General features: G+C 69.7%; 28 protein-coding genes. 12 read left to right on the top strand and 16 right to left on the bottom strand.

The features are described from left to right. Positions 1–26 precede the first annotated feature (26 nt). From QSK35_RS36320 to QSK35_RS36310, 3 genes are read right to left on the bottom strand one after another with little or no spacing between them, the layout of a single operon-like run. On the bottom strand, positions 27–1,220 hold the full coding sequence (locus QSK35_RS36320) for an RNA polymerase sigma factor (RefSeq protein WP_285752239.1): 1,194 nt from the start codon (positions 1,218–1,220) through the stop codon (positions 27–29). Further along, positions 1,217–1,639 (bottom strand): YciI family protein, encoded by a 423-nt coding sequence (locus QSK35_RS36315; RefSeq protein ID WP_285752238.1) that lies wholly within the window; start codon positions 1,637–1,639, stop codon positions 1,217–1,219. Before QSK35_RS36315 ends, QSK35_RS36320 begins: the two co-directional genes overlap by 4 nt. A 7-nt stretch (positions 1,640–1,646) precedes the next feature. Then, a complete protein-coding gene (locus QSK35_RS36310) occupies positions 1,647–2,303 on the bottom strand; it encodes an ArsR/SmtB family transcription factor (protein ID WP_285752237.1) in 657 nt (218 codons plus the stop codon). A 35-nt stretch (positions 2,304–2,338) separates the two neighbouring features. On the opposite strand from QSK35_RS36310, the gene QSK35_RS36305 reads away from it, so the two are divergent. The 5 genes from QSK35_RS36305 (at position 2,339) to msrA (ending at position 6,979) form a co-directional block, all read left to right on the top strand. Next, positions 2,339–3,592 carry an MBL fold metallo-hydrolase gene (locus QSK35_RS36305; RefSeq protein WP_285752236.1) on the top strand — a complete coding sequence of 418 codons (1,254 nt, stop codon included), beginning with the start codon at positions 2,339–2,341 and terminating at the stop codon, positions 3,590–3,592. Further along, positions 3,589–4,800 (top strand): MFS transporter, encoded by a 1,212-nt coding sequence (locus QSK35_RS36300; protein WP_285752235.1) that lies wholly within the window; start codon positions 3,589–3,591, stop codon positions 4,798–4,800. Before QSK35_RS36305 ends, QSK35_RS36300 begins: the two co-directional genes overlap by 4 nt. A 74-nt stretch (positions 4,801–4,874) precedes the next feature. Then, entirely contained in the window at positions 4,875–5,264 is a 390-nt protein-coding gene (locus tag QSK35_RS36295; RefSeq protein ID WP_285752313.1) for a YciI family protein, read from the top strand. Then, the gene (locus QSK35_RS36290; protein WP_285752234.1) at positions 5,257–6,432 is read left to right on the top strand and encodes an RNA polymerase sigma factor; all 1,176 of its coding nucleotides are present in this window, start codon (positions 5,257–5,259) and stop codon (positions 6,430–6,432) included. Before QSK35_RS36295 ends, QSK35_RS36290 begins: the two co-directional genes overlap by 8 nt. Positions 6,433–6,484: 52 nt before the next feature. Further along, positions 6,485–6,979: a peptide-methionine (S)-S-oxide reductase MsrA gene (msrA, locus tag QSK35_RS36285; protein ID WP_285752233.1), complete on the top strand. Its 495-nt coding sequence runs from the start codon at positions 6,485–6,487 to the stop codon at positions 6,977–6,979. Positions 6,980–7,035: 56 nt separating this feature from the next. Here the strand turns inward: msrA and QSK35_RS36280 are convergent, their stop codons facing one another. Continuing rightward, positions 7,036–7,782 carry an NPP1 family protein gene (locus QSK35_RS36280; RefSeq protein WP_285752232.1) on the bottom strand — a complete coding sequence of 249 codons (747 nt, stop codon included), beginning with the start codon at positions 7,780–7,782 and terminating at the stop codon, positions 7,036–7,038. A gap of 291 nt (positions 7,783–8,073) precedes the next feature. Between QSK35_RS36280 and QSK35_RS36275 the strand changes: the two genes are divergently transcribed. After that, a complete protein-coding gene (locus tag QSK35_RS36275; protein WP_285752231.1) occupies positions 8,074–8,460 on the top strand; it encodes an SSI family serine proteinase inhibitor in 387 nt (128 codons plus the stop codon). Positions 8,461–8,518: 58 nt separating this feature from the next. Here QSK35_RS36275 and QSK35_RS36270 read toward each other — a convergent pair whose 3' ends face one another. The 10 genes from QSK35_RS36270 to QSK35_RS36225 form a co-directional block, all read right to left on the bottom strand. Continuing rightward, positions 8,519–9,511, bottom strand: a complete 993-nt coding sequence (locus QSK35_RS36270) for a proline racemase family protein (protein ID WP_285752230.1) — start codon at positions 9,509–9,511, stop codon at positions 8,519–8,521. 1 nt (position 9,512) lies between these two features. Continuing rightward, positions 9,513–10,400, bottom strand: coding sequence for a dihydrodipicolinate synthase family protein (locus tag QSK35_RS36265; RefSeq protein ID WP_285752229.1), 888 nt, complete (start codon positions 10,398–10,400; stop codon positions 9,513–9,515). Then, positions 10,379–11,578 carry an FAD-dependent oxidoreductase gene (locus QSK35_RS36260; protein WP_285752228.1) on the bottom strand — a complete coding sequence of 400 codons (1,200 nt, stop codon included), beginning with the start codon at positions 11,576–11,578 and terminating at the stop codon, positions 10,379–10,381. Before QSK35_RS36260 ends, QSK35_RS36265 begins: the two co-directional genes overlap by 22 nt. Further along, a complete protein-coding gene (locus QSK35_RS36255; RefSeq protein WP_285752227.1) occupies positions 11,575–11,778 on the bottom strand; it encodes a 2Fe-2S iron-sulfur cluster-binding protein in 204 nt (67 codons plus the stop codon). The genes QSK35_RS36260 and QSK35_RS36255 overlap by 4 nt, the downstream gene beginning before the upstream one ends. Then, positions 11,775–12,896, bottom strand: coding sequence for an NAD(P)/FAD-dependent oxidoreductase (locus QSK35_RS36250; protein ID WP_285752226.1), 1,122 nt, complete (start codon positions 12,894–12,896; stop codon positions 11,775–11,777). Before QSK35_RS36250 ends, QSK35_RS36255 begins: the two co-directional genes overlap by 4 nt. Before the next feature lie 40 nt (positions 12,897–12,936). After that, the gene (locus tag QSK35_RS36245; protein WP_285752225.1) at positions 12,937–13,482 is read right to left on the bottom strand and encodes a helix-turn-helix domain-containing protein; all 546 of its coding nucleotides are present in this window, start codon (positions 13,480–13,482) and stop codon (positions 12,937–12,939) included. Next, positions 13,479–13,838 carry a DUF2203 domain-containing protein gene (locus QSK35_RS36240; protein ID WP_285752224.1) on the bottom strand — a complete coding sequence of 120 codons (360 nt, stop codon included), beginning with the start codon at positions 13,836–13,838 and terminating at the stop codon, positions 13,479–13,481. Before QSK35_RS36240 ends, QSK35_RS36245 begins: the two co-directional genes overlap by 4 nt. A 50-nt stretch (positions 13,839–13,888) precedes the next feature. Then, positions 13,889–15,439, bottom strand: coding sequence for a sialidase family protein (locus QSK35_RS36235; RefSeq protein WP_285752223.1), 1,551 nt, complete (start codon positions 15,437–15,439; stop codon positions 13,889–13,891). An 83-nt stretch (positions 15,440–15,522) separates the two neighbouring features. Beyond that, a complete protein-coding gene (locus tag QSK35_RS36230) occupies positions 15,523–15,867 on the bottom strand; it encodes a DUF1801 domain-containing protein (protein WP_285752222.1) in 345 nt (114 codons plus the stop codon). Then, positions 15,864–16,457: a hypothetical protein gene (locus tag QSK35_RS36225; protein ID WP_285752221.1), complete on the bottom strand. Its 594-nt coding sequence runs from the start codon at positions 16,455–16,457 to the stop codon at positions 15,864–15,866. Before QSK35_RS36225 ends, QSK35_RS36230 begins: the two co-directional genes overlap by 4 nt. Positions 16,458–16,532: 75 nt before the next feature. On the opposite strand from QSK35_RS36225, the gene QSK35_RS36220 reads away from it, so the two are divergent. The 4 genes from QSK35_RS36220 to QSK35_RS36205 are packed head-to-tail and all read left to right on the top strand — an operon-like array spanning position 16,533 to position 19,989. Next, positions 16,533–18,455, top strand: a complete 1,923-nt coding sequence (locus QSK35_RS36220; RefSeq protein WP_285752220.1) for a thiamine pyrophosphate-binding protein — start codon at positions 16,533–16,535, stop codon at positions 18,453–18,455. Positions 18,456–18,468: 13 nt separating this feature from the next. Beyond that, positions 18,469–19,173: a flavodoxin family protein gene (locus QSK35_RS36215; RefSeq protein WP_285752219.1), complete on the top strand. Its 705-nt coding sequence runs from the start codon at positions 18,469–18,471 to the stop codon at positions 19,171–19,173. Between the two features lie 10 nt (positions 19,174–19,183). After that, positions 19,184–19,765, top strand: coding sequence for an RNA polymerase sigma factor (locus QSK35_RS36210; protein WP_285752218.1), 582 nt, complete (start codon positions 19,184–19,186; stop codon positions 19,763–19,765). Then, on the top strand, positions 19,762–19,989 hold the full coding sequence (locus QSK35_RS36205) for an anti-sigma factor family protein (RefSeq protein WP_285752217.1): 228 nt from the start codon (positions 19,762–19,764) through the stop codon (positions 19,987–19,989). Before QSK35_RS36210 ends, QSK35_RS36205 begins: the two co-directional genes overlap by 4 nt. Here QSK35_RS36205 and QSK35_RS36200 read toward each other — a convergent pair whose 3' ends face one another. After that, the gene (locus tag QSK35_RS36200; protein WP_285752216.1) at positions 19,990–20,235 is read right to left on the bottom strand and encodes a DUF4342 domain-containing protein; all 246 of its coding nucleotides are present in this window, start codon (positions 20,233–20,235) and stop codon (positions 19,990–19,992) included. Between the two features lie 179 nt (positions 20,236–20,414). Here QSK35_RS36200 and QSK35_RS36195 point away from each other — a divergent pair, with 179 nt between their 5' ends. Together QSK35_RS36195 and QSK35_RS36190 are read left to right on the top strand one after the other, a co-directional pair. Continuing rightward, the gene (locus QSK35_RS36195) at positions 20,415–20,618 is read left to right on the top strand and encodes a hypothetical protein (protein WP_285752215.1); all 204 of its coding nucleotides are present in this window, start codon (positions 20,415–20,417) and stop codon (positions 20,616–20,618) included. A 142-nt stretch (positions 20,619–20,760) separates the two neighbouring features. Beyond that, positions 20,761–21,303 (top strand): hypothetical protein, encoded by a 543-nt coding sequence (locus QSK35_RS36190; protein WP_285752214.1) that lies wholly within the window; start codon positions 20,761–20,763, stop codon positions 21,301–21,303. Here the strand turns inward: QSK35_RS36190 and QSK35_RS36185 are convergent. Further along, on the bottom strand, positions 21,292–22,062 hold the full coding sequence (locus QSK35_RS36185) for a dienelactone hydrolase family protein (protein WP_285752213.1): 771 nt from the start codon (positions 22,060–22,062) through the stop codon (positions 21,292–21,294). The genes QSK35_RS36190 and QSK35_RS36185 overlap by 12 nt on opposite strands. Positions 22,063–22,079 lie beyond the last annotated feature (17 nt).

Below are 22,079 nucleotides of genomic sequence, written 5' to 3'. Positions count from 1 at the left end.
GCCAAGGACGAACTCGACAGCCAACTTCAACGATTTCCGAGTTCGAGCGACCGGCCGGCCAGGAAGCGCCGGTCCGCGGGGTCGGTAGCCAGCGACTGGGCACGGCGGTACGCGTCGGCGGCCTCGTCCAGGCGATCCAGGCGCCGAAGCAGGTCCGCACGGGCGGCGTGCAGCAGGTGATAGTGGTCGAGGTCCGAGATCTCGTCGATCAACGCGAGCCCGAGCGCCGGACCGTCCGCCATCGCAACGGCGACCGCGTGGTTCAGCGCCACCACCGGCGTCGGTGCCAGCATCAGCAAGTCGTTGTACAGCGCGGCGATCCGGGACCAGTTGGGCGGTGTCTGCGTGTGCACCGCCGCGATCGCCGCCTGCAGCTGGTACGGACCCGGTGTGCCGAACCGCAGCGCGCGATCCAGCAGCCGGACGCCCTCGTCGATCGAGGCGAAGTCCCAGCGCGACCGGTCCTGGTCCTCCAGCAGCACCACGTCACCCGAGTCCGTGTAGCGGGTGGCGCTGCGCGAGTCGTGGAGGAGTAGCAACGCGACCAGGCCGATCGCCTCGGGTTCGTCGGGCATGAGCGACGCGACCAGCTTGCCCAGCCGGATCGCCTCCTGACGCAGCGAAGAGTCGCGCGTCGTGTAGCCCTGGGTGAAGATCAGGTACACCACCGCGAGCACGCCGGACAGCCGTTCGGGCAGCAGGTGATCCGCCGGGACCTCGAGGGTGATCCCGGCGTCGCGGATCTTGCGCTTCGCGCGCACCAGCCGTTGGGCCAGAGTGGACTCGCCGACCAGGAACGCCCGCGCGATCTGGGCCGCGGTCAGGCCTACGACCGCCTGCAGGGTGAGCGCCACGCGCGCCTCCTCGGCCAGGGCCGGGTGGCAGCACGTGAAGATCAGGCTCAGGCGCTCGTCGCCGATGTCGATCAGCTGCTTGTCGTTCATCGGCACCACTTCCCGCGGCGGCTCCAGCTTGGTGCGCGCCATCGCCGCGTGCCGGACGCGGTCGATCGCGTGGTTGCGGGCGACGGTCAGCAGCCAGGCCAGCGGGTCGTCCGGCACGGCCGAGCGGGGCCACTTGCGCAACGCCTGGGAGCACGCCTCCTGGAGGGCGTCCTCGGCTAGCTCGAAGTCGCCGAGCACCCGCACCAGTGCGGCGAGCATCCGGGCGCGGTGCTCGCGGTAGACCCGCTCGACCGCGGCGGCCGCGAGATCGGTCATGCCACGCCGTGGGTGAGGCCCGGGATGTGGTCGAGCGGCCGTACCTCGATCGACCCGGTCTGCGCCATCGGGCACATCGCGGCCAGCTCGAGCGCCTCGTCGAGGTTGCGGCAGTCGAAGATGTAGTACCCGCCCAGATGCTCGTGGGTCTCGGCGAACGGCCCGTCGGTGAGCATCGTCTTGCCCTCCCGCACCCGCACGGTCGTCGCCGTGCTCGCCTTCTTCAACGGGTCGCCCGCCACGAACACGCCCCGCCTGCGGCACTCGTCGGCGTAGGCGTTGACCCGCTCGAGCGCCTGCTCGAAGCCGGGGTCACCGGGCTGCGGACGGTCGGTGCATTCGTAGATCAGCAGCATGTAGTACATCGCGGTCCTCTCGTCGTCGAGGTGAAGACGATCGAACCCGCCCGATCTCGACACGGCTCGATCAGATTGCGACCGGAAGTTCGGCGAGCCGCCATTCGAGCATGCCGTCGACCAGCCTGCGAGCCGCGCGGCCCTCCGCGGTGAGCAGCCGGACCGCGTCGTGCGCGAGCACGCAGTAGGCGCCGCGGCAGTAGGCGACGATGTCCTGGTCGGCTGGAATCTCCGCGAGCCGGTCAGTCAAATCCGCCAGCGGCACGGACATCGCGCCGGGGATGTGCCCCGCCGCGTACTCCTCGGCCGGCCGCACGTCGAGCACCGTGACGGTCCCGGACCGCGCGCGCCGCAGCAGCTCCTCGCGCGTCACGTAGCCGGTGTCGTCCGGTCCGAGGTACGCGGAGCGCGCGGTCTCGAGGTCGGCCAGCCGGTCCTGGGCGACCGAGCGGACCAGCGCGAACAACGCCGCGACGTCGTCACCCGCTAGGCGGTAGTAGATCTTCGTGCCCTCGCGGCGGGTGGTGACGAGGTGGGCGTGCTTGAGGGTCTGCAGGTGTGCGGACGCCGTGGACAGCCCGAGGTTCGCGGCCTTCGCGAGCGAGTCGACCGTGCGTTCACCCTGGGCCAGCAGGTCCACCAGCTCCAGGCGCTTTCCGCTGGCCAGCGCCTTGGTCACGCGTGCGAACTGCTCGAACAGCGCGGTCTTGGCCGCCCGATCTCCCATAGCGTCCTCCAATCATTCGTGGAATATTGTAGGACATGGACGTCGTGCCGCTCGTGGACGAAGGACTCGGCAACTCCGCGTACCTCGTGGACCTCGGCGACGGCCGCGCGCTCGCCGTCGACGTGAGCCGTGACCTGCGGGAAGTGCACCGGATCGCGGCCCATCGCGGATGGCGCCTGGCGTTCGCGGCGGACACTCACCTGCATGCGGACTTCCTGTCCGGCGCCCTTCAGCTCGCGGCGACCGAGGGGGCTCAAGTCCTGGCGTCGGCCGCGGGGGAGCGGGAGTTCGAGCACGTCGGGCTGCACGACGGTGACGAGGTCGATCTCGGTGGCCTGCGGCTGCGCGTCCTCGCGACTCCGGGACACACGCATGAGCACGTGTCGTTCCTGTTGCTCGACGGCGACCGCCCAGCCGGCGTGTTCACCGGCGGCTCGCTGATCGTCGGCTCGGCCGCCCGGACCGACCTCGTCGCACCGGACCAGACCGAAATCCTTGCGCGCCAGCAGTTCTCGTCGCTGCAACGGCTCGCGACGCTGCCGGAGGAAACAACCGTCTGGCCGACCCACGGTGCCGGGTCGTTCTGCTCCGCGCCACCAGGTGCCGAGCGGATCAGCACGATCGGCCGGGAGAAGGCGACGAACTCGTTGCTGCGCGCGGAGTCCGAGGACGCGTTCGTCGCGGAACTGCTCGGTTCGCTCGGCAGCTACCCCGCCTACTTCGGCCGGCTGCCCGAGCTCAACCGGTGCGGCGCGGCCCTGCTCGACGGTGTCAGGCTGGCCCCGTTGGGCGAGATTCCCGCGGACGCGGTCGTGGTCGACACCCGGCCGATCACCGAGTTCGCCGCCGGGCATGTGCCCGGATCCCTGTCGATCGCGCTGCGCCCGTCGTTCGCCAGCTGGCTGGGCTGGCTGGTGCCCGCCGACCGGCCGGTCGTGATCGTCCGCGGGGACGACCAGGACCCGGCCGAGATCGCCTGGCAGGCCGCGAAGATCGGCTACGACCTGAGCGGAGAGTTTCCCTTGTCGCAGTGGACCGGCGACCTCGCCCGCACCAGGCTCGTCGCCGAGTTGAACGGCGAACGTGTGCTGGACGTCCGCCAGGACAGGGAGTACGCGGCGGGCCACGTCCCCGGAGCCGTCCACGTCGAGCTCGGCGAGCTCCCCGGCCGGGAGCTGTCGAAGGAGCCCACCGTGGTGATGTGCGCACACGGCGAACGGGCCATGAGCGGTGCCAGCATCCTCGAACGCGCGGGTCACCGCGACCTCGCCGTGCTGCGGCAGGCATGACCGGCATCGGGCTGGGGCTGCGCGCCAACCTCGCGCAGTTCTCGCTACTGGTCGCGGTCAACGCGATGGTGGGCGGCGTGCTCGGGCAGGAGCGCACGGTCCTGCCGCTGCTCGCCGAACGCGAGTTCCACCTGGTCGCCTACAGCGCCGCGCTCACCTACATCCTCGCGTTCGGACTGACGAAGGCTGCGACGAACTACTTCGCCGGCACGTGGTCGGACCGCTTCGGCCGCAAACCTGTGCTCCTCGCGGGCTGGCTGGTCGCGATCCCCGTGCCGTTGCTGCTGATCTGGGCGCCGCACTGGGGCTGGGTGGTGTTCGCCAACGTCCTGCTCGGCGTGAACCAGGGCCTCGCGTGGTCCACCACGGTGATCATGAAGATCGACCTGGCCGGTCCCGCCCGGCGCGGCCTCGCCATGGGGCTCAACGAGGCCGCCGGGTACATCGCGGTCGCGATGACCGCGCTGATCACCGGCTACCTCGCGGCCCGCCACGGCCTGCGCCCCGCGCCGTTCCTGCTCGGCCTGTCCTACGTCGCGGTGGGCCTGGGGCTGTCGCTGGTTCTCGTCCGCGAGACCCACGAGCACGCCCGGTTCGAGGCCCGCACGTTCGAGTCGATCACCAACCGGGAAGTCCTCGTGCGCACGAGCTTCCGCGAACCCGCGCTGTCGGCCGCGAGCCAGGCGGGCATGGTCAACAACCTCAACGACGGTCTGGCGTGGGGCCTGTTCCCGGTGTTGTTCGCGACCGCCGGGCTTTCGCTGCGGCAGATCGGCGTGCTCGTCGCGCTGTATCCGGCCGTGTGGGGCTTCGGGCAGCTGGTGACCGGTCCGCTGTCGGATCGCCTGGGGCGCAAGGGGTTGATCACTTCGGGAATGCTCGTGCAGGCCTTCGCGCTCGCCGTGGTCGCGGTTGCTTCGTCGTTCGGGATGTGGGCGCTGGCTGCCGTGCTGCTCGGTGCGGGCACCGCGATGGTCTATCCGACGCTGCTCGCCGCGATCGGCGACGTCGCGCACCCGAGCTGGCGGGCTCGGGCCGTCGGTGTGTACCGGCTGTGGCGGGACGGCGGGTTCGCGGTCGGCGCGTTGCTGGCCGGTGTGGTCGCCGACCTGTACGGGCTGCGGACCGCGGTGTGGGTGGTCGCGGCGATCACGTTCGCGTCCGGAGTCGTGGTGGCCGGGCGGATGTACGAAACTCACCGGCGGTGATGTCCGGAACGCGGCGGCGGCCTCGACATCTCTGGTGAAGCACCCGCCGGAGGATGGGAGAGATCGTGAAGTACATGATCATGATGTTCGGGTCCCAGCAGGACTACGACATGCTCGCGAGCTGGACGCCCGACGACCTGATGGCCCTGCACAAGTTCATGGGGGAGTGGAACAACGAGCTCGTCGAGTCCGGTGAGTTCGTCGACGCCCAGGGCCTCGGCGCCCCGGTGCACGCGCGGCGCGTCCAGGTGCGCGAGGGCGTGCCCGTCGTGACGGACGGGCCGTACCCCGAGACCGCCGAGGTGCTCGCCGGGTACACGATCGTCGACTGCGCGAGCTTCGACCGGGCCACGGAGATCGCCGCGAAGCTCGCGGACACGCCGCATCCGGAGGGCGCGCAGCTGGGGCGCGAGTGGTACGTCGACATCCGGCCGATCGGCGGCGCCGAGGAGCTGGATGCCTGACAGGGGGGTCGAGGACCTGCTGCGCACGCTCGCGCCGCAGGTCCTCGGCGCGGTCGTGCGGCGGTACGGCCACTTCGACCTCGCCGAGGACGCCGTGCAGGAGGCGTTGCTCGCCGCCGCGACGAAGTGGCCACCGCTGCCGGACAACCCCAAGGCGTGGCTGGTCACGGTCGCCGCGCGCCGGTTGACCGATCTGCTGCGCAACGAGCAGGCGCGCCGCGAGCGCGAGGACCACGTCGCGCGCTGGCCCGTGCCCGAGCCGGGGCCCGACGCGGACGACACGTTGATCCTGCTGTTCCTGTGCTGCCACCCGGCGTTGTCGCCGGCGTCGCAGATCGCTTTGACGTTGCGCGCGGTCGGCGGTCTGACGACGCAGGAGATCGCCCGCGCGTTCCTCGTGCCCGAGGCGACCATGGCCCGGCGCATCAGCCGCGCCAAGCAGCGCATGAAGGGCCTGCCGTTCGCCATGCCGCGCGACGACCGGCTCGGCGCGGTGCTGCACGTGCTGTACCTGATCTTCAACGAGGGCTACGCTGCCACGGCCGGGCCGCGGTTGCAGCGCGTCGAGCTGTCCGCCGAGGCGATCCGGCTGACGCGCATCGTGCACCACCTGATGCCCGAGGACGCCGAGGTGACCGGGCTGCTCGCGTTGATGCTGCTCACCGATGCCCGCCGGCCGGCGCGGACGGGACCCGCGGGTGAACTGGTCCCGATGGCCGAGCAGGACCGCGAGCTGTGGTCCAAGGACCTGATCGCCGAGGGGATCGCGCTGGTCGAGGAGGCACTGCCGCGGCGCGAGCCCGGCCCGTACCAGGTGCAGGCGGCCATCGCCGCGCTCCACGACGAGGCGCCGTCGGCGGAGGACACGGACTGGCCGCAGATCAGGGCGTTGTACGAGGTGCTGCTTCGGCTCGACGACAACCCCGTGGTGTCGCTCAACCACGCCGTGGCGGTCGCTATGGTCGACGGTCCCGAGGCCGGTCTCGGCCTGCTGGACGACCGGCTCGCGGACGACCACCGGCTGCACGCGGTGCGCGCCCACCTGCTGGAGCTGGCGGGCGACCCGGTCGCGGCGCGCGCCTCGTACGTGGAGGCGGCGAGGCGGACGGCCAGCGTGCCGCGGCAGCGTTACCTGCGTCTCAGGGCCGCGCGGCTGGATCGGGGATGAACCGGGGTGCCCCGGACGTTGGGCTGAGTGGACATCGATCAGAGGAGTGACTGTGACCGAGCGGGCTGTTCTTGCCGGTGGCTGCTTCTGGGGCATGCAAGACCTCTTCCGCCGCCACCCCGGCGTCGTCTCCACCCGCGTGGGCTACACCGGCGGCGACGTCCCGAACGCGACCTACCGGAACCACGGCAGCCACGCCGAGGCGATCGAGATCGTCTTCGACGAGGAGAAATTGACCTACCGGCAGGTCCTGGAGTTCTTCTTCCAGATCCACGACCCGACGACGCGCAACCGGCAGGGCAACGACATCGGCGCCAGCTACCGGTCGGCGATCTTCTACGACACCGACGAGCAGAAGCAGGTCGCCGAGGCGACCATCGCGGACGTCGACGCGTCCGGCAAGTGGCCGGGCAAGGTCGTCACCGAGGTGACCGCGGCGAGCGACTTCTGGGAGGCGGAGCCGGAGCACCAGGACTACCTGGAGCGCTACCCCAACGGCTACACCTGCCACTACGTCCGTCCGGAGTGGCAGCTCGGCGAGCGCTGATTGCCATGGGGGGAGCTTTCCAAGCGCTGAGCGCTTGGAAAGCTCCCCCCATAGCGTCAGGCGTTGGGGTTGAAGGGGATGCCCGCCGGCTTGGCCTTGCCGAGGTTGTACTCGAACGAGCCGTCCTTGATCGCCAGACTCGCGCTGCCGAAGTCCGCCCGCACCAGGATGTCGCGGATCCCGGCCGGGAAGTGGTCCCAGCCGACCAGGTCCGGGTACTGCCACGTGCCGTAGTGGTTCTCCGGCGTCTCCGTCATCCCGGCGAGCCGGAAGCAGTGCGTGCTCCACCCGTCCTTGTGGTAGACGATCTTCGGGTGGGAGCCCTCCCATGCGACCCGGTCACGTGGGTATGTCGAGAAGTTGCCGTGCGCGGACGTGGACACGTACTGCGCCTGGTCGTTGCTGACCCAGACGATGACGTGCTCGATGTCGTGCCGGTGCCCGCAGCAGTCGAGGCCCGGCACCGCCTGGTCCTTCTCGAAGTACAGGTCGTACAGGTAGGCGCACCAGCCGTTGTCGCACTTGGAGCGCGAGTACGAGTTGGTGTTGTCCAGATCGGACCGGTCGCGGCAGTTGCCGTTGAGTGCGCCCGAGTTCTTCAGTCCGGGTGCGACGGTGCCGGTGGGGCCGATCGCGGGGGTCGGGTAGCAGCCATCGGTGTCGTAGTCGAACGCGGGCTGCCACTTGCCTTCGGCGGCGGTGTGGTTCTCCGGTAACGCCTGCGGTGGGTCGGCCCACGCCGTTCCCGGTACAAGTGCGACGAGCAGAACCGCGCCGAGCAGGGAGAGGAGCTTCTTCGTCACGGAACCTCCTGGTGCAGGGTGTGCCAGAACCCTTGCGGCACCAGTGGGTTCGGTCAACCCGCCGAACGGATAGGTACGCCCGCGGCTGACTTATTGACGCGCACGGCCACGGTGAATGCGAAATGCGCGGGAATACCGCAGTACCGGCCATGTGCATTCACACTGTCGGCGTATTCGTTCGCGTTCGCACTGTGACGCCTTGCACGTCGGAGCAGGGCTTCCGCTGTGGCAACATTTCCTCGGCGGCTGATCCGGCCGCATTGTTGTCCAGGTCTCAGGAGGACCTTTCCGATGAATTCGCGGATTGTCGCGATTGCTGCATTCTTCTTTTCCTTCTTCGCGGTCGCCGGGGCGGCGCAGGCCGCGCCGGCCGGTCCTACGGGGCTCGTGCTGAGCACGCACGCCTCCGAAGTGGACGACTACCGCGTGAAGGTGACGTGGCTCGACTGCAGCGGCCGTGACGAGCACCCCCGGTCTGCCGCCGCGTGCGCGCAGCTCGCCGCCGTGAGTGGCGACCTCGCCGCGCTGTCCGGCAAGGACCGGCCGTGCCCGATGATCTACGCCCCCGTCGAGGCGCGGATGGTCGGGTTCTGGCGCGGTGAATGGGTTTCGCAGACCCGCACGTTCCCCAACTCGTGCGTGCTGGCCGCCCACACCGGAGCGGTGTTCGACTTCTAGCTCGCTGTGTTGGATTTCTGGACAAGGTCCGGTCGCCGCGATCCGGCGGCCGGACCGGTCATAGCTCGAAGCCGCGCGGGAACGGGTCGGTCGGGTCGAGCAGGTACTGGGCCATGCCGGTGATCCACGCCCGCCCGGACACCGTCGGCACAACGGCAATTTTGTCACCGAGCCTCGTCTCCTCGACCAACCGGCCGGTGAACCGCGTGCCGATGAACGACTCGTTCACGAAGTCCTGGTTCAGGCCCAGCTCACCGCGTGCATGCAGTTGTGCCATGCGGGCGCATGTGCCGGTGCCGCAAGGGGATCGGTCGAACCAGCCGGGATGGATCGCCATCGCGTTGCGCGAGTCGGCGCCGCCGGTTCCGGGTGCGGTGAACTGCACGTGCTTGCAACCGGAGATCGTGGGATCGGCGACGTGCACGGGCCGGTTCGCCGCGTTGATCGCGTCCATGATTGACAGTCCGGCGCTCAGGATCCGGTCTTTTTCCTTGCGGTCGAACGGAATGCCGAGCTGCTCCAGCGCCAGGATGGCGTAGAAGTTGCCGCCGTAGGCCATGTCGTAGCGAACCTCGCCGATGCCTGGTACGTCGACGACGGCGTCGAGCTCGTGCGCGTAGGCGGGCACGTTCTGCAGGGTCACCTGCCGGGTGCGCGTGTCGTAGTCAACTCGTACCAGCCCGGCGGGGGTGTCCAGCCGGACCGTGGTGACGGGTTCCGTCGTCTCGACCATTCCGGTTTCCACCAGCACGGTCGCCACGCCGATCGTGCCGTGCCCGCACATCGGCAGGCAGCCGGACACCTCGATGAACAGCACACCCCAGTCGGCGTCGTCGCGGGCAGGCGGCTGCAGGATCGCGCCGCTCATCGCGGAGTGGCCGCGCGGTTCGTTGATCAGGAGCTGCCGGATGTGGTCGAGGTGCTCGACGAAATGTCGCCTCCGATCGGCCATGGTCGCGCCCGGGATCACGCCGACGCCACCCGTGATCACGCGCGTCGGCATGCCCTCGGTGTGCGAGTCGACGGCGCTGAAGTAACGCGACGCGTGCACTTCACACCTCCGTGGCCTTGCGGAGATCGGCGTCGAGCAGGGCTCGGTGTTCGGCGGACAACGGGCCGCGCGGCGGTCGGCACGGGCCGCCGTAGCGGCCGACGAAGTCCATGCCGTGCTTGATCGCCTGGACGAACTCGGTGCGCGAGTCCCAGCGGAACGCCGCGACCATCGGTTCGTAGAGCTTCCGCGCTTCGGCGACGTCCCCCTTGAACGCCAACGAGAACAGCCGTGCGCACTCGGCAGGGAAGACGTTCGGGAACCCGGCGAACCAGCCGGTCGCGCCCATCAGCAGGCTCTCCAGCACGACGTCGTCCGCGCCGGCGACGACGGTGAGGCGAGGTGCCGCCTCGCGGATCGCGAGCACGCGCCGTACGTCGCCGGAGAACTCCTTGACCGCGACGACCTGTTCGATGTCCGCGAGCTCCGCTACCAGGTCCGGGGTGAGGTCGACCTTGGTGTCGATCGGGTTGTTGTAGACCATGATCGGCAGTCCGGCCTTCGCCACCTCCTGGAAGTGGTGCACGATCTCAGTTTTACTTGCGCGATACATCGTCGGCGGCAAGCAAAGGACGCCGTCGGCGCCGTCCTCCGCAGCGAGTTCGGCCCAGTGCCGCGCCTGGTGCGCACCCGCGCCGTGCACGCCCACGACGACTACGCCTTCGGTCGCTTCGATCGCGATCTTCGCCACCGCCCGGCGTTCGGCGTCGGTGAGGGAGGAGTACTCGCCGAGCGAGCCGTTCGGCCCGACACCGCGGCACCCGTTCTCGATGAGCCACCGGCAGTGCTCGGCGTACCGGTCGAGGTCGGGCCGCAGCCCGGCCGGTGCCCGCGGATCCTCCGCGTAGGGCAGCGCGGTCGCGACGATCACGCCGTCGAGTCGTTCCATGGCTCCTCCAGTGCGGCGAGTTCGCCCAGGGGGATGGGCGTGGCGATGATTCGCTTGGTGGTGAACGGAATGCCGGTCAGCTCCTGCACGAGGTGGCCGCACATCCGGCCCTGGCAGCGGCCCATGGCGACGCGGCTGCTGAGTTTCAACGCCCGCATGCCGTCGGCCTGCGTCAGGGCTTCGAGCGGCACGCGCTCGCAGCGGCAGATCGTCGTGTCCGGGGCTAGCCAGGTCCGCCAGCCGTCGCGGGGCGCGTGTGCTCGGGCGAGGCCCGCGGCGAACGTTCGTCCCCGGCGCACGCGGCGGAGTTCCTGTTCCGTCGGCTCGCGGCCCGCCGCGGCTGCCCCGGCGACGATGCCCTCGGCCTCGGCCAGGTCCGCGCCGCCGATGCCGGTGATCTCCCCGGCCGCGTAGATGTTCTCTGTCGACGTTGCCTGGCGTTCGTTCACCTTGACGAAGCCGTTGTCGAGGTCGCAGTGCGCAGCGAGGTCGTGGCGCGGCAGGAACCCGAAGCCGACGCACACCGCGTCGACGGTGATCTTGCGGGTGACGCGCGGCCGCCAGTGCCGGTCGAGGCGCGCGACCGTGACCTCGTTCTTGTCCTTCGCTACCACCGCGGTGCGGATGCGGTAGCGCGGGAACACCTTGCGGTAGCGGAACAGTTCGGCGATCTTGCGCCATCCGGCCAGGAGCGCTCGGGGTTCGCGCAGCCAGCTGAGCGGGCTGCCCGCCTCGTACACACCGATGACGTCCACGCCCAGTTTCATGAGCGTGTCCGCGACCGGCAGGAGGAACGGGCCGGTGCCGGCGACGATCACCCGTTTGCCGATCGCGACGCCCTGTTTCGCCAACGCCTGCGCCGCGCCGGCCGTGACGACACCCGGTTCGGTCCAGCCGGGGAACGGCAGGACGCGGTCGTGCGCGCCGGTCGCGAGCACCAGCGCGACGAAGGTGATGGTTCGGGATCCCTTGAGGAACAGCGTGTTGCCATGGACGGTCCAGGCTTCGGCGTTCGTTTCCAGGGTGACGCCGGGATGTGTGAACGTGACCGCGCCGCGCAGATACTGCCCACCGGCCGCGGGTTCCGCGTCGACCAGGACCACCTCTGCGCCGGCGTCCGCGGCGGTCCGTGCGGCCGCCATGCCCGCCGGTCCCGCGCCCACTACGACGACCCTCATCGGTGCGTCCGCACGTCGTCGCCCTCGGCGAGAGCGCGTTGGCACGCACGGACTTCCGGTGTGCCGTTGACCTCCACCAGGCAACCGAAGCACACCCCGATGCCGCAGAACAGGCCGTGGTGCTGCTGTCGTTCGAGCAAGAGCGCGCTGATCGTCCGGGGTGTCGTCGTGATCTCTTCGCCGTCCACGGTGACCTTCATGCCGGCACCGCCGGTCGGTCCACGCGGAACGGGTGCGGGTCCACGTGCGGGTTCTCGCCGGTGATCAGCTCCGCGATCAGCCGCCCGGTCGCCGCCGCCAGCCCGATGCCCGCGCCTTCGTGGCCGGTGGCGTGCCACAGACCTGGGGTGCGCGGATCGGGCCCGATGATCGGCAGGTGGTCCGGTGTGTACGGGCGGAAGCCGCAGTATGCGCGCATCACCGGCACAGCACTGAGCATGGGGAACAACGCGATCGCCTGCTGTGCCAACACTTTCAGCGTTGCCGGCTCGATCCGTTCGTCGAAGCCGACCCGTTGCCTGGTGGAGCCGATGAGGATCGTGCCCGCCTGGGTGGACTCGACGACGCCGGAGGTCTGCAGGCCGGCGTCGTCACTCGCTGCCGCGCCGACGTAGTCCGCGTCGTACACCTTGTGTCGCACCATGTCCGGCATCGGCACGGTCACCAGCACGACGCCTCGCCGTGGTCGGACGTTCACGCCGAACCGGTCTGCCCAAGGGCCGCACGCGTTGATCACCGCTGTTGATTGGATCGTGCCGTTGCTTGTGACGGTGGTTCGACCGTCTGTTGTGGACACTTCGGTGTGCGGCAGTACCGTGCCGCCACGGCGTTTCGCGGCTTCGAGCAGGGCGAGCGTCGCCTTGACCGGGTTCAGCTGTGCGTCGTCGAGGTAGTGCACCGCGGCGGTGAGCTCGGGGTTGAGATGCGGTTCGAGTTCGCGCGCCTCTTCGGGCGTTATCTCGCAGGCGTCGACGCCGGCTCGGCGTTGTCGGTCGGCGAATTCTTCTAGCGGTTCTCGAGCTCGCGGGGTGGTCGCGACGACCAGGCCGCCCTTCTCCTCCCATTCGACGTCTCGCCCGGTCTCCTCGCGCAGTTCGTGCACGAGGACGGACCAGCGTTCGCGAGAGGCGACCGCGAGGTCGAGCTCGGGTCCGGGTTCCTTGTCCGACACCAGCACGTTGCCCTCGCCGGCGGCGCTCGTGCCGGACGCGACCGGCCCGCGGTCGAGCACGGTGACGCGGAGGCCGCGCGCGGTGAGCGCCTCGGCGCACGCGGCACCGATGATGCCCGCTCCCACGACCACGACGTCCGGGTGCATCTCGCCTCACCGCCGTTCATTAAAGTGAACGCAGGCGACCTTAGTGCCTCGGGTACTCCAACACCAGCACCGAGGTGACGGGACCGTCAACGGTCTCGTAGATGTGCGGGGTGTCACCGGGGAAGCAGACGTAGTCGCCGGGGCCGAGTTCGTACGGTGCGTCCGGCGGGCCGACCTTGAGCCGACCGGACGTGACCAGCACATGTTCCTTGCCTGGATGGCCTTCGGAGTGCTGGGTGGCGCCTGGGCGCACGCGCTGTTCGTACATCTCCAGGACGGTGGTGCCGATGTCCATCCTGCGCATCAGCCGCAGGTCCACGGCGTTGCTGGACAGCACGTCGACGTCCTGCGCGCGGATCAGCACTACGTCCGGCGGCGTTCGTTCGGTCAGGAGTTCGGAGACCGGCACGTCCAGGGCGTTCGACAAACTGAACACGGTTTCGATCGTCGGGTTGCCGGTTCCGTTCTCCAGCTGGGAGAGGGTGCCTTTGGCGATCTTCGAGCGACGGGCCAGTTCGGACAGTGACAGGCCGCGCTGTTCGCGGACCGCTCGGATGTTGGTTCCGAGTATGCGGCCCGCGCTCATGCCGGGATCCGGCGGCGTCCGGGGAAGCCCAGGTCCGTGCGGTGGTACCAGGTCAGTTCCGGGTCGCCCTCCAGCCAGCACAGGAGGACCGGGACGCCGTCGAGTTCGGCGGGGAAGTCTACGAGGAGCGGAGCCCAGCCCTTCAGTTCGGCGCCGGTTGCCTGGATCGTCTCCATCAGCTCGTCCAGTCGTGCCTGGGCGGCTTTCCACTCGGGCAGGCCACCCAGCTGGGTCTCGCCGCCTTGCAGTGCCGCGGCCAGCTCGGCCGCGTCGGCTCGCAGGCTGATGAACTCGTCCAGTACCGGGCGCAGCCGGGCCAGCTCGTCGCGTGCTTCGTCCACCGTGAACAGTCCCACGGCCGACAGGCTAGTCCTGGACGCGGCTGCGCCTCGTACCGGAGAAAACGTCAGGCCGGTGAGGGCCTCCCGCGCTGCACTGGGAAGGCCGAGTTCGGCAGCCCCGGCGGCGACGCTTCGGGCGTGATCGTCTGCGGCGGGAACGGTGCCGAGACGGTCGTGCCGAACGTGTCGGTCGCAGGGTTGGACATCGTGAAGAACGGCTTGAACGTCTCACCCGTCGCGGCCAGACCCTCGTAGTCACCGACGAAGAAGCCGCGGGCGAACGGTGCCTGGCGCATGTCGAACGACGACGGGGTCACGCGCTCCTCGCTCCACGAGGCGCCTCCGTTGCTCGACCGGAGCACCCACACGTCGGTGTCGAGCGACGTGCTGGCGGTCGTGTCGTTGCGGAAGTCGTAGTGCGTGACCGCGATGTTGCCGGCGGCGTCTACCGCGATGGCCGCGGTGAATGCCTGCGTCGTGCCGACCGCGTTGATCCGCACCGCCGGCGACCACGTCAGGCCGCCGTCGGCCGACTTCGAGAACGCGATCTGGTCGCGCTGGAAGCCGTTCCACCGGGCGTCCTGCCAGACGGCGTAGACCTCGTTGTGGCCGGGCCGCGGGTCGGTGGCGATCGACGGGATGATGTCGCCGGTGCGCACGTCCGCGCCGTCGCGCGGATCCCGCACGCCGACCGTGCCCAGGCGGCCGACCGGGATCTCACCGCTCCAGGTCGCGCCCTTGTCGGTCGACCGCAGCACCGACACCGTGCCGCCCTTGCGGCCCTCGGAGTTGTCGTTGCGGAACACCGTCATGATGTTGACCAGCGCTCCCTGACCGGTCACCGCGATCTGGTTGCCGATGGTCTGGTCGTTCTGGCCGGGGTCGAAGATGTTGCGCGCCGGCTCCCACGACGCGCCGCCGTTCGTGGTCCGGGTGAAGTACGTCGGGCCGGTGAACGCCGCCGCGGTCAGGAACGACTGCCCGCCCGCGCGAGCGTTCGGGAAGACCAGCCGGTCCCAGACGCCGTAGACGTTCCTCGCGTTGAACGGGTCCGCGGTCATCGAGTTCTTGTCGTTGAACACGTGCGGATCCGTGTCGACGATCAGTTCCTTGGGCGTGTCCCAGGTGAGGCCGCCGTCGTTCGACCTGCTCACGAGCATCGCGTTCTTGAGGTCGCGGGTGTCGTTGAACGACAGGCTCATCTGGTAGGCGCGGCCGTTCGCGCCGAACGTGATCCATGGGTCGGTGGCGCGCTCGTAGTCGCCGACACTGCCCGGCGCCGCGCCCGCACAGCGGGTGAACCGCGGCAGGGCGCCGACGCCGAGCTGCGTCCAGCTGGCGCCACCGTTGGCGGAGACGCTGGTGCCGAGGCCGTTGGCGCCGCCGGTCGAGATGCGGTCCTGCTGGTAGACGCCGATGAGGTTCTGGGAGTTGGTGGGGTTGACGCCGACGAACGGCTCCACCTCCGAGTTCGGGAAGGTGGTGCCGCCTTGCGGAGCGCCGTTGCAGTTCACGGCGAACGCGCTGGCGCCGCTGGCCTGGCTGAGCGGTGCGACCACCGCCGATGCGGGTGTGCTGACCGCGAGTACGAGTAAACCCGCGGCCGACATGGTCATGACACGATGTTGTCGAGGCATGGTGGACCGTCCCTGAGTTGGTTTCGCTCCACTCAGGTCCGTCGAGGCGATCTCGGCGGGCGTTACGCCTTCCAGTCGCACCAGGCCTTGACGACCGCGACCAGGTCGGCCTCGCCGGCCTCGAGCTCGGCGAGGTCGTGGAAACGCATGGTGCGGACCAGCTTTCCGTCACCCTCCAGTCGCGGATGGTCACCGGGGATCTCGGCGCCGCGGTGGAACATGATGCTCACGAGGTTCTTCGACGGGTTGAAGCTCGCGATGTTGCCCTTGAACGCGAACGTGGGCGTCTGCCACTTGATGGACTCGGTGACCCGGCTGTCGGCGCCCAGGATCACCTCGCGGGCCCGCCGCATCGTGGCGTCGAGCGGATGCGCCTTGGCGTCCAGCCACTCGTCGACGGCGTTCACGACGACCGGCCTTCGCGGAAGAAGTCCGCGATCGAGTCCAGTTCCGACAGCGGGTGCGCGGCGCCGAACGACACGTTCCAGAACGGGCCCGTGCGCGGCGTCCACGGGCCGACGTATGCGTAGGGCTCGGCGATGTGGGCGTCACCGGGGGAGATGCCGTAGTTGACCTCGTCGAGGGTGATGCCGAGGTCGAAGTGCTCCGGCCACAGCACCGGCGTCTGGTCCGGCGCGAACTCGCGCAACGCCTTCTCACCGCGCGCGAACGCGTCGGCGATCCGCTTTGCCGACTGCTCGTCGATCTCCAGGGTCTCGTCGAGCGCGAAACCCGACCCGTCGTGGTAGACGTCCGTGAGCTGCCGGGCGCGGATCCCGGCGGCGTCGGCGAGCTCGGCCGGCGTGCCCTTCAACGGCAGCCGCAGACCGCCCGTGACCAGCTGGTCGCCGTCGACGCGCAGGTCCGGCTCGGCGACGGTGCCGAAGCCGCCCGGCGTGACGCGCAGCCGGATGGTGCCGCTGCGCTCGTACTGGGGTCCGGCGAGCACCAGTTCGGCGACGCCGTGCAGTGCTCGGCGGGTGGCCTCGAAAGTCATCTCGTCTCCTCGTGTAACGCCCGTCGGTTCTCGCGGAACTGAGTGTTCAGTGTCCGCCGACCGAGGAGGCGTTACATGTCGTGGCATCGGGTCGATCCCGCCGACGTACCCGCGGACGGGCGGGTGCGCAGTGTCGTCGTTGACGGACGCACCGTCGCGTTGTCGCGGTGCGGCGCCGGGCTGGGGGCGTTGGAGAACCGGTGCCCGCACCAGGGTGGCCCGCTCGGGGAGGGCGCGATCGAGAAGGGCTGGCTGCGCTGTCCCTGGCACGGGTACGACTACCACCCGTTGACCGGCAAGCCGCCCGAGGGCTTCTCCGACGGGGTGACGTCGTACCCGGTCGAGGAACGCCCGGACGGTGTGTACGTCGAGCTGCCCGAGTTGGAAAAGCGCCCGCGCAGCGTCGCGGACGTCATGGTCGAGACGCTCGTCGCGCACGGCGTGACGCACGTGTTCGGCATGGTCGGCCACTCGAACCTCGGGTTCGCCGAGGCGCTGCGACGAGCGGAGGCCCGCGGCGAGCTGACCTACGTCGGAATCCGGCACGAGGGTGCCGCCGCGTTCGCCGCCAGCGCGTACGGCAAGCTCACCGGCCGGCCCGCCGCGTGCTTCGCGATCGCCGGACCGGGGTCGACCAACCTGCTCACGGGTCTCTACGACGCCAAGCTCGACCAGGCGCCCGTCGTGGCGATCTCCGGGCAGGTGCCGTCCAAGGTGCTCGGGCGTGGCGCGTTCCAGGACGTCGACCTGTCCGCGGTCTTCAAGGACGTCTCGGTGTCCACCACGACCGTCCACAGTGGAAGCGATCACGCGGAGCTGGCCGCACTGGCGGTGAAGCGCGCGATCGACGGACGCGGTGTCGCGCACCTGGTGCTGCCGGACGAGGTGCAGGTGCTGCCGTCCGACGCCCGTGCCGCCACGCCGGACGGCCGGCTGTCGGACCGCCGGACGCGGCCGGACGACGCGGCGTTGTCCAGGGCCGCGGCGCTCATCCGTGACGCTCGCCGGCCGGTGTTCATCGCCGGGCACGGGGCGTGGGCGGCCCGCACGGAGGTGCGGATGCTCGCGGAACGGCTGAACGCGCCCGTGCTGACCACGTTCAAGGCCAAGGGCCTCGTCGCCGACTCGCACCCGCTGGCCGGCGGTGTGCTCGGCCGCAGCGGCACGCCGGTGGCGAGCTGGCTGATGAACGAGTCCGACCTGCTCGTCGTGGTCGGCGCCTCGTTCGCCAACCACACGGGCATCGCGCCGTACAAGCCGATCGTGCAGATCGACGACGACCACACCGCGATCGGCCGCTTCGACGCGGTCACCGCGGACGTGCTGGGCGACGCGGCGCTGACCCTGACCGCCCTGCTGGACGTGCTGGACGAGGTGAAGTCGACCGACCAGCGGCCCGACGTGGCCGCCCGGTGGGACATCTGGCGGCACGAGAAGGCCCGGCGCGCCGCCGACGACCGCGGACGTGGCGTGCCCGCGGCGGCGGTGTTCGCCGCGCTGTCACAGCACCTGAGCGCGGACGCGGTCGTGACCGTGGACGTCGGCAACCACGCGTACTCGCTCGGCCGCTACCTGGAGTCCAAGGGCCAGCCGGTGCTCATGTCCGGCTACCTCGGGTCGATCGGCTTCGGCTACCCGGCCGCGATCGGCGCGTGGGCCGCCGCGCCCGGCCGCCCGATCGTCGCCGTGACGGGAGACGGCGGGTTCGGCCAGTACGCCGCCGAGCTGACCACGGCGGTGAAGTACGGGATCGGAATCAAGCACGTGCTGTTGAACAACAACAGCCTCGGCAAGATCAGCAAGGAGCAGCTGGCCGAGGACTACCCGGTCTGGCACACGTCACTGCACAACCCCGACTGGGCGGCCTACGCCCGGATCTGCGGCGCGACCGGCATCCACGTCGACCGGCGCGACCAGCTCGACGAGGCGATGACCGAGCTCTTCGCCACCGAAGGACCCGCTTTGTTGTGCGTCGAACAGGACGCCGAACTCTTGTGAAGGAGCGTTTCTCGTGACCGACTACAGCGACCTCAAGGCGTTGTTCATCAACTGCACGCTGAAGCGCTCGCCCGAGCGCAGTCACACCGAGGGTCTGGTCGACCTCAGTAGAGCGATCATGGAGAAGCAGGGCGTCCAGGTCGAGGTGCTGCGCGCGATCGACCACGACATCGCCGTCGGCGTGTGGCCGGACATGCGCGAACACGGCTGGGCGACCGACGCGTGGCCGGAGATCTACGAGAAGGTGCTGGCCGCCGAGATCCTCGTGATCGCGGGCCCGATCTGGCTCGGGGACAACAGTTCCGTCACCAAGCAGGTCATCGAGCGGCTCTACGCGTGCTCGCACCTGCTCAACGACGCCGGCCAGTACGCCTACTACGGCAGGGTGGGCGGATGCCTCATCACGGGCAACGAGGACGGGGTGAAGCACTGCGCGCAGAACATCCTCTACAGCCTGCAGCACCTGGGCTACACGATCCCGCCGCAGGCCGACGCGGGCTGGATCGGCGAGGCCGGGCCGGGGCCGTCCTATCTGGACCCCGGATCGGGTGGTCCGGAGAACGACTTCACCAACCGCAACACGACGTTCATGACGTGGAACCTGCTGCACCTGGCCAGGATGCTGAAGGACGCGGGCGGGATACCGGCGCACGGAAACCAGCGCGCGGGGTGGGACGCGGGATGTCGCTACGACTTCGACAACCCCGAGTACCGGTAGATTCCCGTGGGTGCTGCCCGCGGACGACGTGCTCGTCGCCGGACTCCGGTCCGGTGACGAGGCGACGTTCGCGCGGCTGCTGGACAGCTGGTCGGCGTCGATGCTGCGGCTGGCCAGGTCGTTCGTGTCCACCGACGCCTCGGCCGAGGACGTCGTGCAGGACACGTGGCTCGCCGTCATCCGCGGCGTCGCGGGTTTCCAGGGGAACTCGTCGCTGCGCACGTGGGTGTACCGGATCCTGGTCAACACCGCGAAGAAGCGGGGTGTACGTGAGCAGCGCACCGTCCCGTGGAGCGACGCCGGGCCGACCGTCGACCCGGAGCGGTTCCGCGGGCCCGGTGACGACTATCCCGGGCACTGGCGGGACTTTCCCGAGCCGTGGGTCCTCGACGGCGAGTTTCGCCAGGTCGTCGGCCGGGCACTCGGGGAGCTGCCCACGCGGCAGCGGATCGTCGTGACGTTGCGGGACGTGGAAGGGCATTCGGCGGAGGAGGTGTGCGCGTTGCTGGAGATCTCGACCGCCAACCAGCGCGTGCTGCTGCACCGCGGACGCGCCTTCGTACGGGCGCGGATCGAGGAGTACTACCGATGACGTGTGCGGAGTTCGTCGAACTCGTCACCGCGTTCCTGGACGGAGCGCTCGACGAGGCGACCGAACGTGCCTTCGTCGATCACCTCGCCGAGTGCCCCGGTTGCGAGCGGTACCTCGACCAGTTCCGGCTGACCATCGCCGAACTGGGGGAGCTGCCCGAGTCCTCCCTGTCCGGCGAGACGCGGGACCGGCTGCTGGAGGCGTTCCGCGACTTCCCGCGGTGACTACTCGGCCTTGTGCTGGACCTCGATGGTCCATTCGGCGGCAAGCGCGGCGATCGCGCCGATCGCCGTCACCACGGGCGCGGCGATCGCGGCCACCACGCCGGCCGTCACCGGAACCTCCATCACGGTGTCACCCTTGTCGTTCTTGATCAGGATGCGCCGGACGTTGCCCTCGTGGATGAGCTGCTTGACCCGCTCGACCAGCGCGTTGCCCTTGAGCCGCTCGGGTTCGTGTTCCACTGTCATGGCCCTTCTCCCTGGACGACAATGCAGGGGAGAGGAGGTCTCCCATGTGGGTGATCATCTGTTGTGCGGTGCTCGTGCTCGCCGCGTGCGCCCGGACGGAGCCCCCTCCTCCTCGGAACGCCACTGTTGTGACGACCACGACTACGACAGTACCCACAACGACCGGAACGCGGGCTCAGATGACTTTGCACGGCACAGTGGAGGCAGGGGTCGAGGCGGGCTGCCTGCTGTTGAACGGCTACCTCCTGCTCGGCGGCGACCACGACGTGGTGGTCGCGGGCGCGGAGGTCGTGGTGGAGGGAACGCCGGCGCCCGGCACGATGACCACGTGCCAGCAGGGCATCCCGTTCCACGTCACGAAGGCCGAACGCGCGCGGCCGTAACCGGCTGATCGGCCGAATATTCCAGGCCGGTGCGGGATGTTGGCGGGATCGTGTCCCACTTGTCGCATACGGACTCTCGACCGTCCACCCTGGCCGACCTCACCCTGTGAGCGGGATTCGCCGTCGACCACGGGAGGACCCCATGGGGCTGAGCACCGCCGACCTCGAAGCGGGCATGCGGAGTCTGATCACGCTGGCGCACAACAGCAACAGCCTGATCCTGGCCTTGAGCGCCTGGCTCGCCATGCACGGAGTCGAGCGTAACGATGTCACACATCGCTTGCTGGACACGCGAACCAGGCCCGTTCCCTATCCGGAAGCCACCGAACTGGACGTTGACGAAGGCCTGCCCTTGTTGCGTCGCAGGGGTGAGCTGTGGGCGCATCCGGACGGTGTGCCGGTGCGGATCGCCGCCGCGAACGCATGGGTGGTGCCGCAACGGATGCCGGCCGATGTGGTTGAGCTGATTCGTCAAGTCCCGTTGGGACTCGTGTTGCAGCCACACGGGATGCGCCGCGTGCCCGGTGTGTCGAGATGGTCGCGCGTGCCCCGGCTGGTCGTGCGGCTCTCCGCGCGGCTGCTCGTCGGCGGCGTGCCGTGGGCGCTGACCGACGAGGTCATCGACCAGGCCATCGTGGAGCACGTGCTGCGCGGGTCGGCGATCCCGCCCAGTTCAGTGGCGTAGCTGGGCGCGGAAGAGCGCGAGCACGCGGTCCAGTGCCTCGCGCGTAGGGTGCCCGGCCTCGTCGACGAGCTCGACCGTGAGCACGGAGTGCGCGTTCTCCGGGATGCCGTGCGGGTTTCCGGGCGACGAGTCGATCTCCATGCAGTCGAACGCCTCGCCGAGCGTCGCGCGCAACGTCTCGAACCGCTCCGGCGGCGACAGCTTGTCGTGGCTGAAGCGCAGTCCGAGCACGCACAGGCCGTCCTGCGCGCGCTGCTGAATCCGTTCGCGGTCAGCGGGATCCAGGCCGAGGGCGCCCCGGCCGCGTTTCGTGGCGGGCAGCGACGGCTGGCTCATCACGGCCGCGGTGACCGCGGGTTCGAGCGCGGCGGCGAGAGCGAACCCGCCGCTGAAGCACATGCCGACCACGCCGACGCCGCCGCACTCGTCGAACGCCTTCGCGGCCAACGCCCGCAGCCAGGTGGTCACGCGGCTGGTTCCGTCGGTCAGCAGCCGGAACTCCCTGGCGACGCACGCGCGTGCCGCGGACCGGATGATCGCCCCGGTGCCGAGCGGCTCGCCCGGCCGTCCGACCAACGAGGGCAGATATGTCGTGTACCCCTCGGCGATCAACCGTTGAGCGAACTCCACGACGCCCGGATGGATCCCCGGCATCTCGTGCAGGACGAGCACGGCGGGCCCGGTCCCGGCCCGGTAGACGTCGTGCGTGTAGCCGCCGTGGTGCAACATTGACCGCTCGAACCCCGCCAACTCGACCATGATCGAACCTCCAGTCC

Origin of the sequence: Lentzea sp. NBRC 105346, from assembly GCF_030269605.1 — a bacterium.
Lineage (GTDB): Bacteria > Actinomycetota > Actinomycetes > Mycobacteriales > Pseudonocardiaceae > Lentzea.
This window is presented reverse-complemented; position numbering and strand designations above follow the sequence as displayed.

Bases quoted from the DNA above. Each gene is read 5' to 3' on its own strand.
- QSK35_RS36200 (WP_285752216.1), bottom strand. From the start codon at position 20,235: ATGACAGTGGAACACGAACCCGAGCGGCTCAAGGGCAACGCGCTGGTC.
- QSK35_RS36255 (WP_285752227.1), bottom strand. From the start codon at position 11,778: ATGAAGGTCACCGTGGACGGCGAAGAGATCACGACGACACCCCGGACG.
- QSK35_RS36310 (WP_285752237.1), bottom strand. From the start codon at position 2,303: ATGGGAGATCGGGCGGCCAAGACCGCGCTGTTCGAGCAGTTCGCACGC.
- QSK35_RS36305 (WP_285752236.1), top strand. From the start codon at position 2,339: ATGGACGTCGTGCCGCTCGTGGACGAAGGACTCGGCAACTCCGCGTAC.
- QSK35_RS36295 (WP_285752313.1), top strand. From the start codon at position 4,875: ATGATCATGATGTTCGGGTCCCAGCAGGACTACGACATGCTCGCGAGC.
- QSK35_RS36320 (WP_285752239.1), bottom strand. From the start codon at position 1,220: ATGACCGATCTCGCGGCCGCCGCGGTCGAGCGGGTCTACCGCGAGCAC.
- QSK35_RS36245 (WP_285752225.1), bottom strand. From the start codon at position 13,482: ATGAGCGCGGGCCGCATACTCGGAACCAACATCCGAGCGGTCCGCGAA.
- QSK35_RS36250 (WP_285752226.1), bottom strand. From the start codon at position 12,896: ATGCACCCGGACGTCGTGGTCGTGGGAGCGGGCATCATCGGTGCCGCG.
- QSK35_RS36185 (WP_285752213.1), bottom strand. From the start codon at position 22,062: ATGGTCGAGTTGGCGGGGTTCGAGCGGTCAATGTTGCACCACGGCGGC.
- QSK35_RS36300 (WP_285752235.1), top strand. From the start codon at position 3,589: ATGACCGGCATCGGGCTGGGGCTGCGCGCCAACCTCGCGCAGTTCTCG.
- QSK35_RS36275 (WP_285752231.1), top strand. From the start codon at position 8,074: ATGAATTCGCGGATTGTCGCGATTGCTGCATTCTTCTTTTCCTTCTTC.
- QSK35_RS36235 (WP_285752223.1), bottom strand. From the start codon at position 15,439: ATGACCATGTCGGCCGCGGGTTTACTCGTACTCGCGGTCAGCACACCC.
- QSK35_RS36220 (WP_285752220.1), top strand. From the start codon at position 16,533: ATGTCGTGGCATCGGGTCGATCCCGCCGACGTACCCGCGGACGGGCGG.
- QSK35_RS36225 (WP_285752221.1), bottom strand. From the start codon at position 16,457: ATGACTTTCGAGGCCACCCGCCGAGCACTGCACGGCGTCGCCGAACTG.
- QSK35_RS36195 (WP_285752215.1), top strand. From the start codon at position 20,415: ATGACTTTGCACGGCACAGTGGAGGCAGGGGTCGAGGCGGGCTGCCTG.
- QSK35_RS36265 (WP_285752229.1), bottom strand. From the start codon at position 10,400: ATGGAACGACTCGACGGCGTGATCGTCGCGACCGCGCTGCCCTACGCG.
- QSK35_RS36260 (WP_285752228.1), bottom strand. From the start codon at position 11,578: ATGAGGGTCGTCGTAGTGGGCGCGGGACCGGCGGGCATGGCGGCCGCA.
- QSK35_RS36190 (WP_285752214.1), top strand. From the start codon at position 20,761: ATGGGGCTGAGCACCGCCGACCTCGAAGCGGGCATGCGGAGTCTGATC.
- QSK35_RS36205 (WP_285752217.1), top strand. From the start codon at position 19,762: ATGACGTGTGCGGAGTTCGTCGAACTCGTCACCGCGTTCCTGGACGGA.
- QSK35_RS36290 (WP_285752234.1), top strand. From the start codon at position 5,257: ATGCCTGACAGGGGGGTCGAGGACCTGCTGCGCACGCTCGCGCCGCAG.